11 protein-coding genes and 2 tRNA genes are annotated in these 13,973 nt (G+C 62.2%); 10 read left to right on the plus strand and 3 right to left on the minus strand.

Annotated elements, in window-relative coordinates:
- Complete coding sequence (locus P3R38_RS18925) at window positions 1–954, plus strand: lipoprotein (protein WP_023381923.1); 954 nt, start codon at window positions 1–3, stop codon at window positions 952–954.
- Between the two features lie 152 nt (window positions 955–1,106).
- On the opposite strand, the gene dinB is transcribed toward P3R38_RS18925, so the two are convergent.
- Window positions 1,107–2,171: a DNA polymerase IV gene (gene dinB, locus P3R38_RS18930; RefSeq protein ID WP_277686504.1), complete on the minus strand. Its 1,065-nt coding sequence runs from the start codon at window positions 2,169–2,171 to the stop codon at window positions 1,107–1,109.
- Window positions 2,172–2,386: 215 nt separating this feature from the next.
- Between dinB and P3R38_RS18935 the strand changes: the two genes are divergently transcribed.
- The 4 genes from P3R38_RS18935 to P3R38_RS18950 all read left to right on the plus strand — a co-directional run bounded on the left by P3R38_RS18935 (window position 2,387) and on the right by P3R38_RS18950 (window position 6,855).
- Window positions 2,387–2,463: transfer RNA gene (locus P3R38_RS18935), tRNA-Met, on the plus strand.
- 135 nt (window positions 2,464–2,598) lie between these two features.
- Window positions 2,599–2,675: transfer RNA gene (locus P3R38_RS18940), tRNA-Met, on the plus strand.
- Window positions 2,676–2,920: 245 nt separating this feature from the next.
- Window positions 2,921–5,563: a bifunctional lysylphosphatidylglycerol flippase/synthetase MprF gene (mprF, locus tag P3R38_RS18945; RefSeq protein ID WP_027907395.1), complete on the plus strand. Its 2,643-nt coding sequence runs from the start codon at window positions 2,921–2,923 to the stop codon at window positions 5,561–5,563.
- On the plus strand, window positions 5,563–6,855 hold the full coding sequence (locus P3R38_RS18950; protein ID WP_023381926.1) for an AcvB/VirJ family lysyl-phosphatidylglycerol hydrolase: 1,293 nt from the start codon (window positions 5,563–5,565) through the stop codon (window positions 6,853–6,855). Before mprF ends, P3R38_RS18950 begins: the two co-directional genes overlap by 1 nt.
- A gap of 125 nt (window positions 6,856–6,980) precedes the next feature.
- Here P3R38_RS18950 and P3R38_RS18955 read toward each other — a convergent pair whose 3' ends face one another.
- On the minus strand, window positions 6,981–8,891 hold the full coding sequence (locus P3R38_RS18955) for a potassium transporter Kup (RefSeq protein ID WP_104881355.1): 1,911 nt from the start codon (window positions 8,889–8,891) through the stop codon (window positions 6,981–6,983).
- Between the two features lie 234 nt (window positions 8,892–9,125).
- Here P3R38_RS18955 and rimO point away from each other — a divergent pair, with 234 nt between their 5' ends.
- The 5 genes from rimO (at window position 9,126) to tsaA (ending at window position 13,051) form a co-directional block, all read left to right on the plus strand.
- Window positions 9,126–10,457 (plus strand): 30S ribosomal protein S12 methylthiotransferase RimO, encoded by a 1,332-nt coding sequence (gene rimO / locus P3R38_RS18960; RefSeq protein ID WP_023381928.1) that lies wholly within the window; start codon window positions 9,126–9,128, stop codon window positions 10,455–10,457.
- A gap of 86 nt (window positions 10,458–10,543) precedes the next feature.
- Entirely contained in the window at window positions 10,544–11,002 is a 459-nt protein-coding gene (locus P3R38_RS18965; protein ID WP_023381929.1) for a GNAT family N-acetyltransferase, read from the plus strand.
- A 121-nt stretch (window positions 11,003–11,123) separates the two neighbouring features.
- Window positions 11,124–11,834 (plus strand): rRNA pseudouridine synthase, encoded by a 711-nt coding sequence (locus tag P3R38_RS18970; RefSeq protein WP_023381930.1) that lies wholly within the window; start codon window positions 11,124–11,126, stop codon window positions 11,832–11,834.
- Window positions 11,835–11,881: 47 nt separating this feature from the next.
- Window positions 11,882–12,343, plus strand: coding sequence for a DUF1456 family protein (locus tag P3R38_RS18975; protein ID WP_027907394.1), 462 nt, complete (start codon window positions 11,882–11,884; stop codon window positions 12,341–12,343).
- Window positions 12,344–12,349: 6 nt separating this feature from the next.
- The gene (gene tsaA, locus P3R38_RS18980) at window positions 12,350–13,051 is read left to right on the plus strand and encodes a tRNA (N6-threonylcarbamoyladenosine(37)-N6)-methyltransferase TrmO (protein ID WP_277686505.1); all 702 of its coding nucleotides are present in this window, start codon (window positions 12,350–12,352) and stop codon (window positions 13,049–13,051) included.
- A 120-nt stretch (window positions 13,052–13,171) separates the two neighbouring features.
- Here tsaA and fpr read toward each other — a convergent pair whose 3' ends face one another.
- A complete protein-coding gene (fpr, locus tag P3R38_RS18985; protein WP_023381933.1) occupies window positions 13,172–13,951 on the minus strand; it encodes a ferredoxin-NADP reductase in 780 nt (259 codons plus the stop codon).
- Window positions 13,952–13,973: the final 22 nt, after the last annotated feature.

The following is a 13,973-nucleotide window of genomic DNA, read 5'->3' on the forward strand; positions in this document are numbered from 1 at the left end:
ATGTCCAAGCGAAGTACCTTTACCCTGGGGGGCGCCGCTTTGTGCGGCGCCCTGCTGGTCAGCGGCTGCGCCAACCAGATGTCCCAGCGCAGCGAGCACGAGGAACGCGTCGAGCGCAAATTGCTCGAGCACAGTCTGCAGATCGATGTCGGCGAGCCGAAGGTGATGGAACTGCCTCAACGGCGCGTTCGGGTCAATGAGCAGAAGCGCTTCGAAGTCACCGAGTTCGAAGTCACCCGTCGCTATGACCGCTACACGCCCTACCAGCCCTGGCGGGAGATCTACGAGATTCCGCTGGGTGCGGTGGCAGTGGTTGCCGGGATCGGCGCCAATGTGGTCAACGTCTTCGCCTTGGGCAACCTGCCGGACAGCGTCACGCACGATTGGCTCAACTACGGCGTGGCCGGGGTAAACCCGTTCATGAACGTGCAGTCCAATGGTCGTGCTCAGCAAAACCTTGCAGGCATCAGCGAAGTGCAGAAGGGCAAACGTGAAGAGTTCACCAGCATGCCCTGGAGTGAACGCCTGGTCGAGGTGAAGGCTGGCAAGCAAACCCACGAGCTGACCACCGACAGAAACGGCGTCTTGCGCCTGAACCTGCTGGACAGCCCGTTCTCCGAGCAGCACCTCAACCACGTCGGCACCCTGCACCTGCATGTGGCTGATGAAGAGAACGCCGTGCGTGGCGATGCCAGCTTGTTGGTCAGCGCCACGCTGCGCAACAAGTTGCTCGAAGCCCATGAGCTGATTTTCGATGACCTGGAAGACGATGACGTCGGCCAGTGGGTACACCGGGTCAAGCGCCTGTCGGAGCTGGGCCTGGAAGAAGAGGCCAGTGAAATGGAGCAGAGCCTGATCGAGCTGACCCGCAACGATCCGGAGCTGCAACAGGAGTTCCTGCAAGCGCTGACCAAGGCTACCGGCCGGTTGGTGGCAGATCCGGGCGTGCAGTAATAAAGCATCGCTGATAAACCGGCCTCTCCAGATACCGCTAAAAAAGCCAGACGCTCGACTCCGTGAAAGCGGCCTTGCGTCGCGTTAGGGCTACACAGGAGCTCTATCGTGACGCAAGGCCGCTTTCACGAGGTTGGCCGACACTGCATTGCTCACGGCCCTGGGAACAGCTCCAACTGCTCATGGGCCCCTCGCAAGTCCCGCAGCCTCACCCCTACCCCCAGCAAACGCACCGGCTTTCCGCCACGGGCAAAAGCCTGGCTCAGCAACTGCCGATAACTTTCCAGATCCCTGCCCGCCCCCGCCTGCTCCAGGGTGGTCTGGCTAAAGTCATGGAACTTGACCTTCACGAAAGGTTTGTCCGGTCGATGGCTGCTGTCCATTCGGGCGATTCGCTCATTCAGACTGGCCAACAGTTCAGGTAACCGTTCAAGACAGCTGGCGAGGTCAGGCAGGTCGGTGTCGTAGGTGTTCTCCACACTGACCGACTGCCTGCGACTGTCGTTGTGCACTGCCCGCTCGTCGATACCGCGCGCCAGCCCCCATAACCGCTCGCCGAAACTGCCGAACTCGCGCACCAGCGCAAGTCGCGACCAATCCCGCAGGTCATCGCATGTGTCGATCCCCAGGCGCGCCAGCTTATCTGCTGTGACCTTGCCGACGCCATGCAGCCTGGCCACCGGCAAAGCGGCGACGAAAGCCCCCACCTCATCTGGAGTGATGACGAACAGTCCATTGGGCTTTCGCCAGTCACTGGCAATCTTGGCCAGGAACTTGTTCGGCGCCACACCCGCCGAAACCGTTATGTGCAAGGTGCGCGCGACCCGCCGACGAATATCTTCGGCAATCCGGGTAGCGCTGCCGGAAAACCACTGGCTGTCGCTGACATCCAGATAGGCCTCGTCCAGCGACAACGGCTCGATCAGCTCGGTATAGTCTCGAAAAATGGCGTGGATCTCGCGCGAGGCCTCGCGGTAGGCATCAAAGCGCGGCTTGACGATCAGCAGGTCAGGGCACAGCTTGAGTGCATGCCGCGAGGACATGGCCGAACGCACGCCATAGGCGCGGGCCTCGTAGTTGCAGGTGGCGATCACCCCCCGCTGTTCGGGCTGCCCCCCTACCGCCATGGGGCGCCCCGCCAGACTCGGGTCGTCACGCATCTCGATTGCGGCATAGAAACAATCGCAGTCGATGTGAATGATCTTGCGCTGGGACATGGCCTACCATCGGCACTGTAAATTCATACAGATAGTAGCGTAAGCGCCCCTTATGGAAACAGCCCGCATGCGACAAGACCGGCCAATCGGGCTGAAAGCCACGTCAATCCTGAGCTGCGGACTCATTGCATACGCTAAGAGATTGAACAAAAAAGGTTTTTTTCACGAAACAGCTTGACATAGGGAAGCAAATCCGTAGAATTCGATCTCACAGGCGCGGGATGGAGCAGCCTGGTAGCTCGTCGGGCTCATAACCCGAAGGTCGTCGGTTCAAATCCGGCTCCCGCAACCAGATTCGAGAAAAGGCCACTGTTCACACAGTGGCCTTTTTCTTTGGCCCTTGAAAAAGGCGCGGAAGAAAAATGACGAAAAATCAATGCTTAATGCTTGACAGCCGTCCGCGAAACTGTAGAATGCGCACCACTGACGCGGGATGGAGCAGCCTGGTAGCTCGTCGGGCTCATAACCCGAAGGTCGTCGGTTCAAATCCGGCTCCCGCAACCATATTCGTCAGAACAAACCCCGCCTGTTTAACAGCAGCGCGGGGTTTGTTGCTTTTCCCCTCCAGGAAATTCCCCGCCTTACCCCCCCCCCTACGGCCAGGCCCCGTGTATTGGATGAACTATCTTTAACCCGCTCGGACGGCTAAAAGCGACGTCGCCCGGAGTAATATCTGGATACGTTTTCCAAAGGGACTTTCTCTTGGCCGCACCTTTCCCCCACCTCGCGCTGTGTGCACGGGGTACCCCATGACCTCCCGCAACCCTGAGCCTCAGGCTACCATCGCCTCGGCCCTACCCAGCGCCGCGCACCAGCTGACCTGGCTGGAGCGCATAAGCCGTTATCGCCAACCCATCGGGCTGGCGGTGACCTTGTTGCTGTTCGCCATGGGCCTGATCGCCTGCCGGCACCTGTTGAGCGAACTCGACATCTATGCCTTGCACGATGCCATGCTCAGCGTGCCGACCCGTGCGCTGCTCGGCGCCTTCGTGGCCACCGTGGTGGGCTTCGTGATCCTGCTCGGGTACGAATGGTCGGCCAGCCGCTACGCAGCCGTGAAACTGCCGCTACGCACTTTGGTGCTGGGTGGTTTCAGTGCGTTTGCGATTGGCAATGCCATCGGCCTGTCGATGCTGTCTGGCGGCTCGGTGCGCTACCGCCTGTATGCGCGCCAGGGGCTGGGTGCCGGGGAAGTTGCGCGGATGACGGTGTTCGCCAGTCTCTCCCTTGGCTGCGCGCTGCCTCCCCTGGCAGCCTTGGCCACCTTGAGCGACCTCTCTGCCGCAGCCACCGCCTTGCATATGGCGCCAACACTGTTGGCAGGTATCGCGATTGCCGTGCTGGCCGCGTCCGTCGTGCTGGTCATCGGGCTATACCGCCGACGCCAGGCCGAACAACCCTTGGCCGACAACCTGCTGGTACAAGTCGGACGCCGTACACTGCGCCTGCCCGGGGCTCGCCTGACGCTGCTGCAGTTGCTGATCACCGCCCTGGACGTCGCTGCGGCAGCCACCGTGCTCTATCTACTGCTTCCAGAGGCTCCGCCATTTGGCGCGTTCGTGCTGGTGTACCTGTTGGCCCTGGCCGCAGGCGTGCTCAGTCACGTACCGGGTGGCGTCGGCGTCTTCGAAGCGATTCTGCTGGCAGCCTTCGCTGACCAATTGGGCGCAGCGCCCCTGGCGGCGGCGCTGCTTCTATACCGCCTGATCTATGTCGTGCTGCCGCTGCTGATGGCATGCGTGCTGCTGCTGGCCAACGAAGCCCGTCGCTTACTGTTCGCCCAGCAGGCTATCAAGGCAGCCTCCGGGCTGGCGGCGCCGATCCTGGCGATCCTGGTGTTCCTCTCCGGCGTGGTCCTGCTGTTCTCCGGTGCGACACCGGAAATCGACACCCGCCTCGAACATATGGGGTTCCTCGTACCTCACCGACTGATCGATGCCTCGCACTTTGGCGCCAGCCTGATCGGTGTCCTGTGCCTGCTGCTGGCCCAAGGCTTGCGGCGCCGACTGTCGGCCGCCTGGCTACTGACCACTGTGTTGCTGCTGGTCGGTGCCTTGTTATCGTTGCTCAAGGGCTTCGACTGGGAAGAAGCGAGCCTGCTGACCGTGACCGCAGCCTTGCTGGCGTTGTTCCGTCGCTCGTTCTACCGCCCAAGCCGCTTGCTGGAACTGCCATTCTCGCCAATCTACCTGGTAGCCAGTGCCTGCGTGGTCGGAGCGTCGGTCTGGTTGCTGCTGTTCGCCTATCAGGATGTGCCCTACAGCCACCAATTGTGGTGGCAGTTCACCCTGGACGCCGATGCCCCGCGTGGTCTTCGCGCCGCGATGGGCAGTGCGGTACTGCTGGTGATCGTCGCCCTGACCTGGCTGTTGCGCACTGCCCGCCCAGTGATCCACCTGCCAGATGATGATGAACTGCAGCGCGCCCACCAGATTCTGCTGGCCTCCGACCAACCCGACGGAGGCCTGGCCCTGACTGGCGACAAGGCGCTGCTGTTCCACCCAAGCGACAAGGCCTTCCTGATGTATGCGCGCCGTGGTCGCAGCCTGGTGGCCCTTTACGACCCCATTGGCCCTGCGCAAGAGCGCGCCGAAATGATCTGGCAGTTCCGCGACCTGTGCGACCTCCATCATGCCCGCCCAGTGTTCTACCAAGTGCGAGCGGAGAACCTGCCCTTCTATATGGATATCGGCCTGACCGCGCTCAAGCTCGGCGAAGAGGCCAGGGTCGACCTGCGCCGCTTTGACCTCGAAGCCAAAGGCAAGGAAATGAAAGACCTGCGCTACACGTGGAACCGCGGCGGCCGCGATGGCCTGAGCCTGGAAATCCACGAACCCGGCCAAGCGCCCCTGGCTGAACTGAAGGAGATTTCCGACGCCTGGCTCGGCGGCAAGAACGTGCGCGAGAAAGGCTTCTCGCTCGGGCGCTTCAGCGCCGAGTACCTGCAGCACTTCCGTATCGCCCTGATTCGCTTCCAGGGCCGGCCGGTGGCCTTCGCCAACCTGCTGGAAACCCACAGTAACGAACTGGCCAGCCTGGACTTGATGCGCGCTCACCCCGAAGCGCCGAAGCTGACCATGGAATTCATGATGATCGGTCTGATCCTGCATTACAAAAGCCGAGACTACGCACGCTTCAGCCTGGGAATGGTTCCGCTTTCCGGCCTGCAACCGCGCCGTGGCGCCCCGCTGACACAGCGGTTGGGTTCGATGGTGTTCCGCCGCGGCGAGCAGCTTTACAACTTCCAGGGTCTGCGGCGCTTCAAGGACAAGTTCCAACCGGACTGGGAACCCCGTTACATGGCCGTGCCGGCCGGGCTCGACCCGCTGGTGGCACTGGCTGACACTGCCGCCCTGATTGCCGGCGGCCTGACTGGATTGGTGAAACGTTGATGATCCGACGCTATTGGTTGTACGTACTGGTTCCCTTGCTGCTGGCCGCGCTGTGCGGCGCCCTGGCCTTCTGGCTATGGGCTCGCCCGGCGCCCGAGGCGCGCCTTGAACAGCTGACCCTGGACGGCACCAGCATGACCCGGGTAACTCCGGGGGTTCACGCCAAGGCCAGGGTCGCCATCGGCGTACCCCAGGACCAAGCCCTGACCGGCAAGCAACTGCTGGACCTCAGCCAGGCTGGCGAAGCGCAACTGGTGCAAGTGATTCTGCCGCCGAGCGACTGCGCGAAACAGCAACAGGCGATGGACCAGGCCCTGAGCCAACTGTCCGACAAGCCGACCCTGGTTGCCGGTATTGGCCCGGGTGCGGCTCAAGCCTGGCGCTGGCTGGCCAGTCAGAGCGATGACAAGGCCCGCGCCATCTCCGTCGACTTCAGCCTCGAACAGCCGGGCTGTGCCACTGCCCTGCCGAAGTCTGCGGCCCACGGTCACTGGAACGTAGCCTGGAACGACAACCCCGATGACGCCAGCGCTGCGTTCGTGCGCGACCAGGCCAATGCCGAGACCAGCATCAGCGATTACGACATCCATCTGCCGCAGGTACTCAAGACGCAGTTGACCCAGGCATTGGTCGGTCGCGACGGTAACGCGCTTGCCATTCCGGTGGTGGAAGTCCCGGCTGGCCAAACCACCGATACCGTGACCCTGTTCCTCTCGGGCGATGGCGGCTGGCGTGACCTCGACCGCGACGTGGCGGGTGAGATGGCCAAGCTCGGCTACCCTGTGGTCGGTATCGACACGCTGCGTTACTACTGGCAGCACAAGACCCCGGAGCAAAGTGCCGCCGACCTGTCCGAACTGATGCAGCATTACCGTCAGAAATGGGGCACCAAGCGCTTCGTGCTGACCGGTTACTCGTTCGGCGCAGATGTGCTGCCAGCCATTTACAACCGCCTGCCTGTCGAGGATCAGCAGCGAGTCGATGCCGTGGTTCTGCTGGCGTTCGCCCGCAGTGGCAGCTTCGAAATCGAAGTCGAAGGCTGGCTGGGCAAGGAAGGTCAGGAAGCGCCGACCGGGCCGGAAATGGCCAAGCTGCCAGCGTCGAAGGTAGTGTGCGTCTATGGTGTTGAAGAGACCGACGAAAGTGGTTGCACCGACAAGACTGCCGTGGGCGAGCGCCTGAAACTGCCAGGCGGGCACCACTTCGACGAAAATTACCCGGCCTTGGCCAAGCGCCTGATCGGCGAGATCGAGACCCGTCAGGGCAAGTCCAGCGTCGCTGAACAGAACTGAGGCGTAGCCACGCTCCCACAGGATTACCGTGGGAGCGGCCTTGTGTCGCGAATGGGCCGCAAAGCGGCCCCGGATCACAGCCTCCCTGCATCCAGGGGGGCTGCTACGCAAGGCCGCGATGCGCGTCAGATCTCGACTTGAGTCCCCAACTCGATCACCCGGTTCAACGGCAGGTTGAAGAATCGCAGGTTGCCGTTGGCATTCTTCAGCAAGAACGCGAACAGGTTGCCCCGCCAGCGCGACATCCCTTCCAGGCGCGAAGCGATGACCGTTTCACGGCTGAGGAAGTACGTCGTGCGCATCGGGCTGAAATCCAGCTCATCCAGATGGCACAGCTTCAGCGCTTCAGGCACGTCGGGCTCGTCCATGAAGCCAAAGTGCAGCAACACGCGGAAGAACCCATCGCCGTAGGCCTCCACCTCGAAACGCTCCTGCTCCGGCACCCTTGGCCGGTCTTCGCTGACCACGGTCAGCAGCACCACCTGGCTGTGCAGCACCTGGTTGTGCAGCATGTTGTGCAACAAGGCATGAGGCACTGCATCAGGCCGCGCCGTCAGGAACACCGCGGTGCCCTCGACGCGGTGCGGCGGCTGCACGCGGATGCTGCTGATGAACACCGGCAGCGGCAAGCCGCCTTCGTCGATACGGTCCACCAGAATCTGCTTGCCACGCTTCCAGGTGCTCATGAGCAGGTACAACACCCCGCCCGCCAGCACCGGGAACGCACCGCCCTGGACGATCTTCGGCACGTTGGCGGCGAAGAACAGCCCATCCACCAATAGGAAGCCCAGCAGAATCGGCACGGCCAGCACCGGCGGCCACTTCCAAAGCAGCAGCATCACGGCCGACACCAAAATCGTGGTCATCAGCATGGTGCCCGTCACCGCCACACCGTAGGCTGCAGCCAGGGCGCCAGAGGATTCGAAACCGATCACCAGCATTACCACGCCGGCCATCAGCGTCCAGTTGACCGCACCGATGTAGATCTGCCCCTGCTCGTGACTGGACGTATGCTGGATCTGCATGCGCGGGATATAGCCCAGCTGGATCGCCTGGCGCGTCAGGGAGAAGGCTCCGGAAATCACCGCTTGCGAGGCGATCACAGTCGCCAAGGTCGCAAGCCCGACCAAAGGCAGCAGCGCCCAGCCTGGCGCCAACAGATAGAACGGGTTGCGCGCGGCCTCGGGGTTCTGCAGCAAAATGGCGCCCTGGCCAAAGTAGTTGAGCACCAAGCCTGGCAAGACCAAAGCGAACCAGGCGCGGGCGATCGGCTTGCGGCCGAAATGCCCCATGTCGGCATACAGTGCCTCGGCCCCGGTCAGTGCCAGCACGACCGCGCCGAGAATGGCGACCCCCATGCCCGGGTGCACGATGAAGAAGTTCACCGCCCAGCCCGGATTGACCGCCTTGAGCACCTCAGGGCTTTGCGAGATGCCATAAATCCCCAGCGTTCCCAGCACCACGAACCAGGTCACCATGATCGGACCGAACAGCTTGCCGATCTTGTCGGTGCCATGCTTCTGCACCAGGAACAGCGCCACCAGTACCACCAGCGAAATCGGCACTACCCAGTGGTCGATGCCTTCGAACGCCAGGCCCATGCCTTCGACCGCCGACAGGACCGACACTGCCGGAGTGATCATGCTGTCGCCATAGAACAGCGAAGCCCCGATCAGGCCACTGACCACCATCAGCGTGCGCAACCGCGGATAGGCCGCCGTGGCCCGCCGCGCCAGCGCCGTCAGGGCCATGGTGCCGCCCTCCCCCTGGTTATCGGCACGCAGGATGAACATCACATATTTGAACGACACCACCCATAGCAGCGACCACAGAATCAGCGACAGGATGCCCAGCACCCCATCGTGATTGACCGGCACTCCATACCCCCCGGAGAAGACTTCCTTGAGTGTGTACAAAGGGCTGGTGCCGATATCGCCATAGACCACCCCAACAGCTGCCACGAGCAGGCCCAGCGACCGAGCCGCGCCCTGTTTCTCGCCGTGCCCGCCCTCGGCGTGACTGCTTGCCTGAACCATCGACCACTCCCGCAGACGGCCCCGAAGGCCAATAGAATTCACTCCCACGCCTGGGCCCTGCACAGACCCGGACGCAACGGCGCGAAGCATAGCGCAGCGTTCGTCGTATTTCTGCTGGTCAAGCGACCTCGCGCTCGCTAGAATTGCGCACTTTTTGATCAGAGGCGCCAAAAACGCCCGCCTGGATCGCCCCGCCAGAGGCCGGGGTGGCCTGTTTCAATACCGAGGTTAGCCATGTCCACCACTCCCGCCACGCCGAAGGTCGGCTTTGTTTCCCTGGGTTGCCCCAAGGCCCTGGTCGATTCCGAGCGCATCCTGACCCAGCTGCGCATGGAAGGTTATGAAGTCGTGCCCACCTACGAGGACGCCGACGTCGTGGTGGTCAACACCTGCGGCTTCATCGACAGCGCCAAGGCCGAGTCGCTTGAAGTGATCGGCGAAGCGATCAAGGAAAACGGCAAGGTCATCGTCACCGGCTGCATGGGCGTCGAAGAAGGCAACATCCGCGATGTGCACCCGAGCGTGCTGTCGGTCACCGGTCCGCAGCAGTACGAGCAGGTGGTCAATGCCGTGCATGAAGTGGTACCACCACGCCAGGACCACAACCCGCTGATCGACCTGGTACCGCCGCAAGGGGTCAAGCTGACCCCACGTCACTATGCCTACCTGAAGATTTCCGAAGGCTGCAACCACAGCTGCAGTTTCTGCATCATTCCATCGATGCGCGGCAAGCTGGTCAGCCGCCCGGTGGGTGAGGTGCTGAGCGAGGCCGAGCGCCTGGTCAAGGCGGGCGTCAAGGAAATCCTGGTCATCTCCCAGGACACCAGCGCCTACGGCGTCGACGTCAAGTACAAGACCGATTTCTGGAACGGTCGCCCGGTCAAGACCCGCATGCTCGAGCTGTGCGAGGCCCTGAGCAGCCTGGGCGCCTGGGTGCGCCTGCACTACGTGTACCCCTACCCGAACGTCGACGATGTCATCCCACTGATGGCCGCTGGCAAGATCCTGCCGTACCTGGACATCCCGTTCCAGCACGCCAGCCCCAAGGTGCTCAAGTCGATGAAGCGCCCGGCCTTCGAAGACCGCACCCTGGCGCGCATCAAGAGCTGGCGCGAGCAATGCCCCGAACTGGTGATCCGCTCGACCTTCATCGTCGGCTTCCCAGGCGAGACCGAAGAGGACTTCCAATACCTGCTGGACTGGCTGACCGAAGCTCAACTCGACCGCGTCGGCTGCTTCCAGTACTCGCCTGTCGAAGGCGCTCCGGCCAACGATTTGGGCCTCGAAGAAGTGCCTGACGACGTCAAGCAAGAGCGCTGGGACCGCTTCATGGCTCACCAGCAGGCGATCAGTGCGGCTCGTCTGCAACTGCGCATCGGCAAGGAAATCGACGTGCTGATCGATGAAGTCGAAGAACAAGGCTCGGTCGGCCGCAGCTTCTTCGATGCTCCGGAAATCGACGGCAGCGTGTTCATCGATGGCGACCACGGCTTCAAGCCGGGCGACAAGGTTCGTTGCCGTGTGGTAGACGCCGACGAATACGACATGTGGGCAGAGCCCCTCTAAGGCAATGCACCGAAAAATACCCCGCCAACTGGCGGGGTATTTTTTTGCATCTATGGTGATCTCAATGGACCTTGAGGATCCCCGCGATGCCACCGGCAATGACGCTACACACACCGCACTTGAGCGACTACCCCGAGCTGGTCCGGGTCTGGGAAGCATCTGTGCGCGCCACCCACGATTTTTTGCCCGAATCCTACATCCTGCTGTTGCGTGAGCACGTCCTGCGTCGCTACCTCGATGCCGTGATGCTGATCTGCTGCAAAGACCGCCGGCAGCGTATCCTGGGCTTTGCCGGCGTGTCCAATGGCCAGGTCGATATGCTCTTCGTCGCCCCGGAAAGTCGCGGCATCGGCGTAGGCAAGCGGCTGCTGCACTACGCCATCGAAGAACTGAATGCCGAACGCCTGGATGTCAACGAGCAGAACCCTCAGGCACTGGGCTTCTACCTGCATGAGGGGTTCGAAGTAGTCGGTCGCTCGGAAACCGACGGACTGGGGCAGCCCTACCCGCTGCTGCACATGAAGCTGATTCGCACCGCATCCTAGGACACAAGACAACCAGAGCGTGCGACGCTTCCGAAATGGCGGAATTGACATAGATTCCCATCATCTGGAGTGCGCAGGCAGGTACAATGGTCGCCTTTCCCCGTTTTTGCGAATTACAGCCATGTCTGAACCCGTCCGCCTGTCCAAACGCCTGATCGAGCAACTCGGCTGCTCACGCCGCGAAGCCGAGCTGTACATCGAAGGTGGCTGGGTCACGGTCGATGGCGTGGTGGTCGAGCAGCCTCAGTTCAAGGTCGACAGCCAGCGCATCGAACTGCTGCCAGGCGCGCGGGCCGAGACGCTGGAGCCGGTGACACTGCTGATGAACCAGCCGGCCACCCTGGATAGCGAGACCGCTCGTGCGAGCATCAACATGGGCAACCTCAGCGAAGCCCACCGCGAAGGCGTGCGACCTTTGCACGGGCACTTTGCCCGGCTGTCCTGTATCGCGCCGCTCGAGCGCGGCGCCAGTGGCTTGCAGGTATTCACCCAGGACTGGCGGGTGACCCGCAAGATCGACGCCGACCTGCGCCGCATGGAGCAAGAGTACATCATCGAAGTGCGCGGCCAGACCACGCCCCAGGCACTGGAACGCCTGGCCCGTGGCGCCACCCGCAATGACCGGGAACTGCCCAGGGCCAAGGCCAGCTGGCAGAACGAGACCCACCTGCGCATGGCCCTGAAGAACCCGCAACCTGGCCAGATCGCCGAACTGTGCGCCTACCTGCGCCTGGAGTTGCTCGGCATGCGCCGCATTCGCGTGGGCGGTGTATCCATGGGCAAGCTGGCGCTGGGCCAATGGCGCTACCTGGCCAGCACCGAACGTTTCTAAGCAAAGCGCCACGCCCTTGGCGTGGCTTTGAACAGGATTTAGCGACAATGAACCACAACGACGTCTTGCGCAGCCTGCGCTACATGCTCAAGGTGAACGACGCCAAGATGGCCGAGATCATCGGGCTGTCCGGGCTCGAAGTGCACCCGGTGGTGCTCGCCACTTACCTGAAGAAAGAAGACGAGGCAGGCTTCGTACGTTGCCCCGAGCGCGTCATGGCGCATTTCCTCGACGGACTGGTGATCTACCGCCGTGGCAAGGACGACAGCCGCCCGCCGCTGCCCGTCGAGCTGCCGGTGACCAACAACACCATTCTAAAGAAGCTACGGGTGGCCTTCGAGCTCAAGGAAGATGACCTGCACGCGATACTCAAATCGGTCAACTTCCCTGTTTCCAAACCCGAGCTCAGTGCCCTGTTCCGCAAGGTCGGCCATGACAACTACCGCCCTTGCGGCGACCAGTTGCTGCGCAACTTCCTCAAGGGCCTGACCTTGCGCGTGCGCGGCTGATTGGCCATGCAGCATACGGTCTCACCTATCGGCATCGTCCACTCCTGCTTCAAGGAAAAGTTCGCCATCCCCCGTCAGCCTCGCTTGGCACCCGCCGCGCGGGGCGTGCTGGAGTTGTTGCCGCCGTTCGACCAGGGCGAGGCGGTAGCTGGCCTGGAACAGGTCAGCCATGTGTGGCTGCTGTTTCTGTTTCACCAAGCGCTGGAGGACAAGCCCCGCCTAAAGGTGCGCCCACCGCGTCTGGGCGGTAACAAAAGCGTGGGGGTATTTGCCACCCGCGCCACCCACCGGCCCAATGGCATCGGCCAGTCGGTGGTTCGCCTGGAAGCCGTGGAGCCTGGGCGTCTGCTGTTATCGGGGATCGACCTGCTCGACGGCACACCGGTGCTGGATATCAAGCCCTATGTACCGTATGCCGACAGCATTGCCGAAGCCCACAACCACATGGCTGGCGACGCGCCAGAAGCCATTGCCGTGCAATGGTCCGACAACGCCTTGCTGCAGGCCCGGAATCACGCCTTGCGCTTGGGTGAGCCGCTGATCGAGCTGATCGAACAGTGCCTGGGCCAAGACCCACGGCCGGCCTATCAGGTACCGCCGTCGGAGCGGATTTACGGGGTGAAGTTCTGGGATGTGCAGGTCAGGTGGCAGTATCCGCAGCCGGATAGGATTCGGGTGCTGGAGGTCGTACCTGATCAGGCCCAGTGACCTGCTTGCCGTGCACCTGTAGCAGGCTTGCCGACGATAGGGCCGATAATGTCAGCACAAAAACCTCAGGTATAAAAAAACGCAGGCCAAGGCCTGCGTTTTTGCGTTCCAGCGTCCGCCTTACTTCTCGACGAATGCACGCTCGATCAGGTAGTCACCCGGCTCACGCATACGCGGGGAGATCTTCAGGCCGAAGCTGTCCAGGACCTCGCTGGTCTCGTCGAGCATGCTTGGGCTGCCGCAGATCATGGCGCGGTCGTCCTGCGGGTTGATCGGTGGCAGACCGATGTCGCTGAACAGCTTGCCGCTGCGCATAAGGTCGGTCAGGCGGCCCTGGTTCTCGAACGGCTCACGGGTAACGGTCGGGTAGTAGATCAGCTTGTCACGGACCGCTTCACCGAAGAACTCGTTCTGCGGCAGGTGCTCGGTGATGAACTCGCGGTAGGCCACTTCGTTCACGTAACGCACGCCATGGACCAGGATGACCTTCTCGAAGCGCTCGTAGGTTTCCGGGTCCTGGATGACGCTCATGAACGGCGCCAGACCAGTGCCGGTGCTCAGCAGGTACAGGTGCTTGCCTGGGTTCAGGTCGTCGAGTACCAGGGTGCCGGTGGGCTTCTTGCTGATGATGATCTCGTCGCCTTCCTTCAGGTGCTGCAGCTGGGAGGTCAACGGACCATCCGGCACCTTGATGCTGAAGAACTCCAAGTGCTCTTCCCAGTTCGGCGAAGCGATGGAATAGGCGCGCATGAGCGGACGGCCATTGTCCTGTTGCAGGCCGATCATCACGAACTGACCGTTCTCGAAGCGCAGGCCCGGGTCACGGGTGCACTTGAAGCTGAACAGGGTGTCGTTCCAGTGGTGCACACTGAGGACACGTTCGTGGTTCATGTTGCTCATTTATGGGGCTCCTGAAGAAAGA

Source organism: Pseudomonas sp. NyZ480 (assembly GCF_029537255.1).
GTDB classification, from domain to species: domain Bacteria; phylum Pseudomonadota; class Gammaproteobacteria; order Pseudomonadales; family Pseudomonadaceae; genus Aquipseudomonas; species Aquipseudomonas taiwanensis.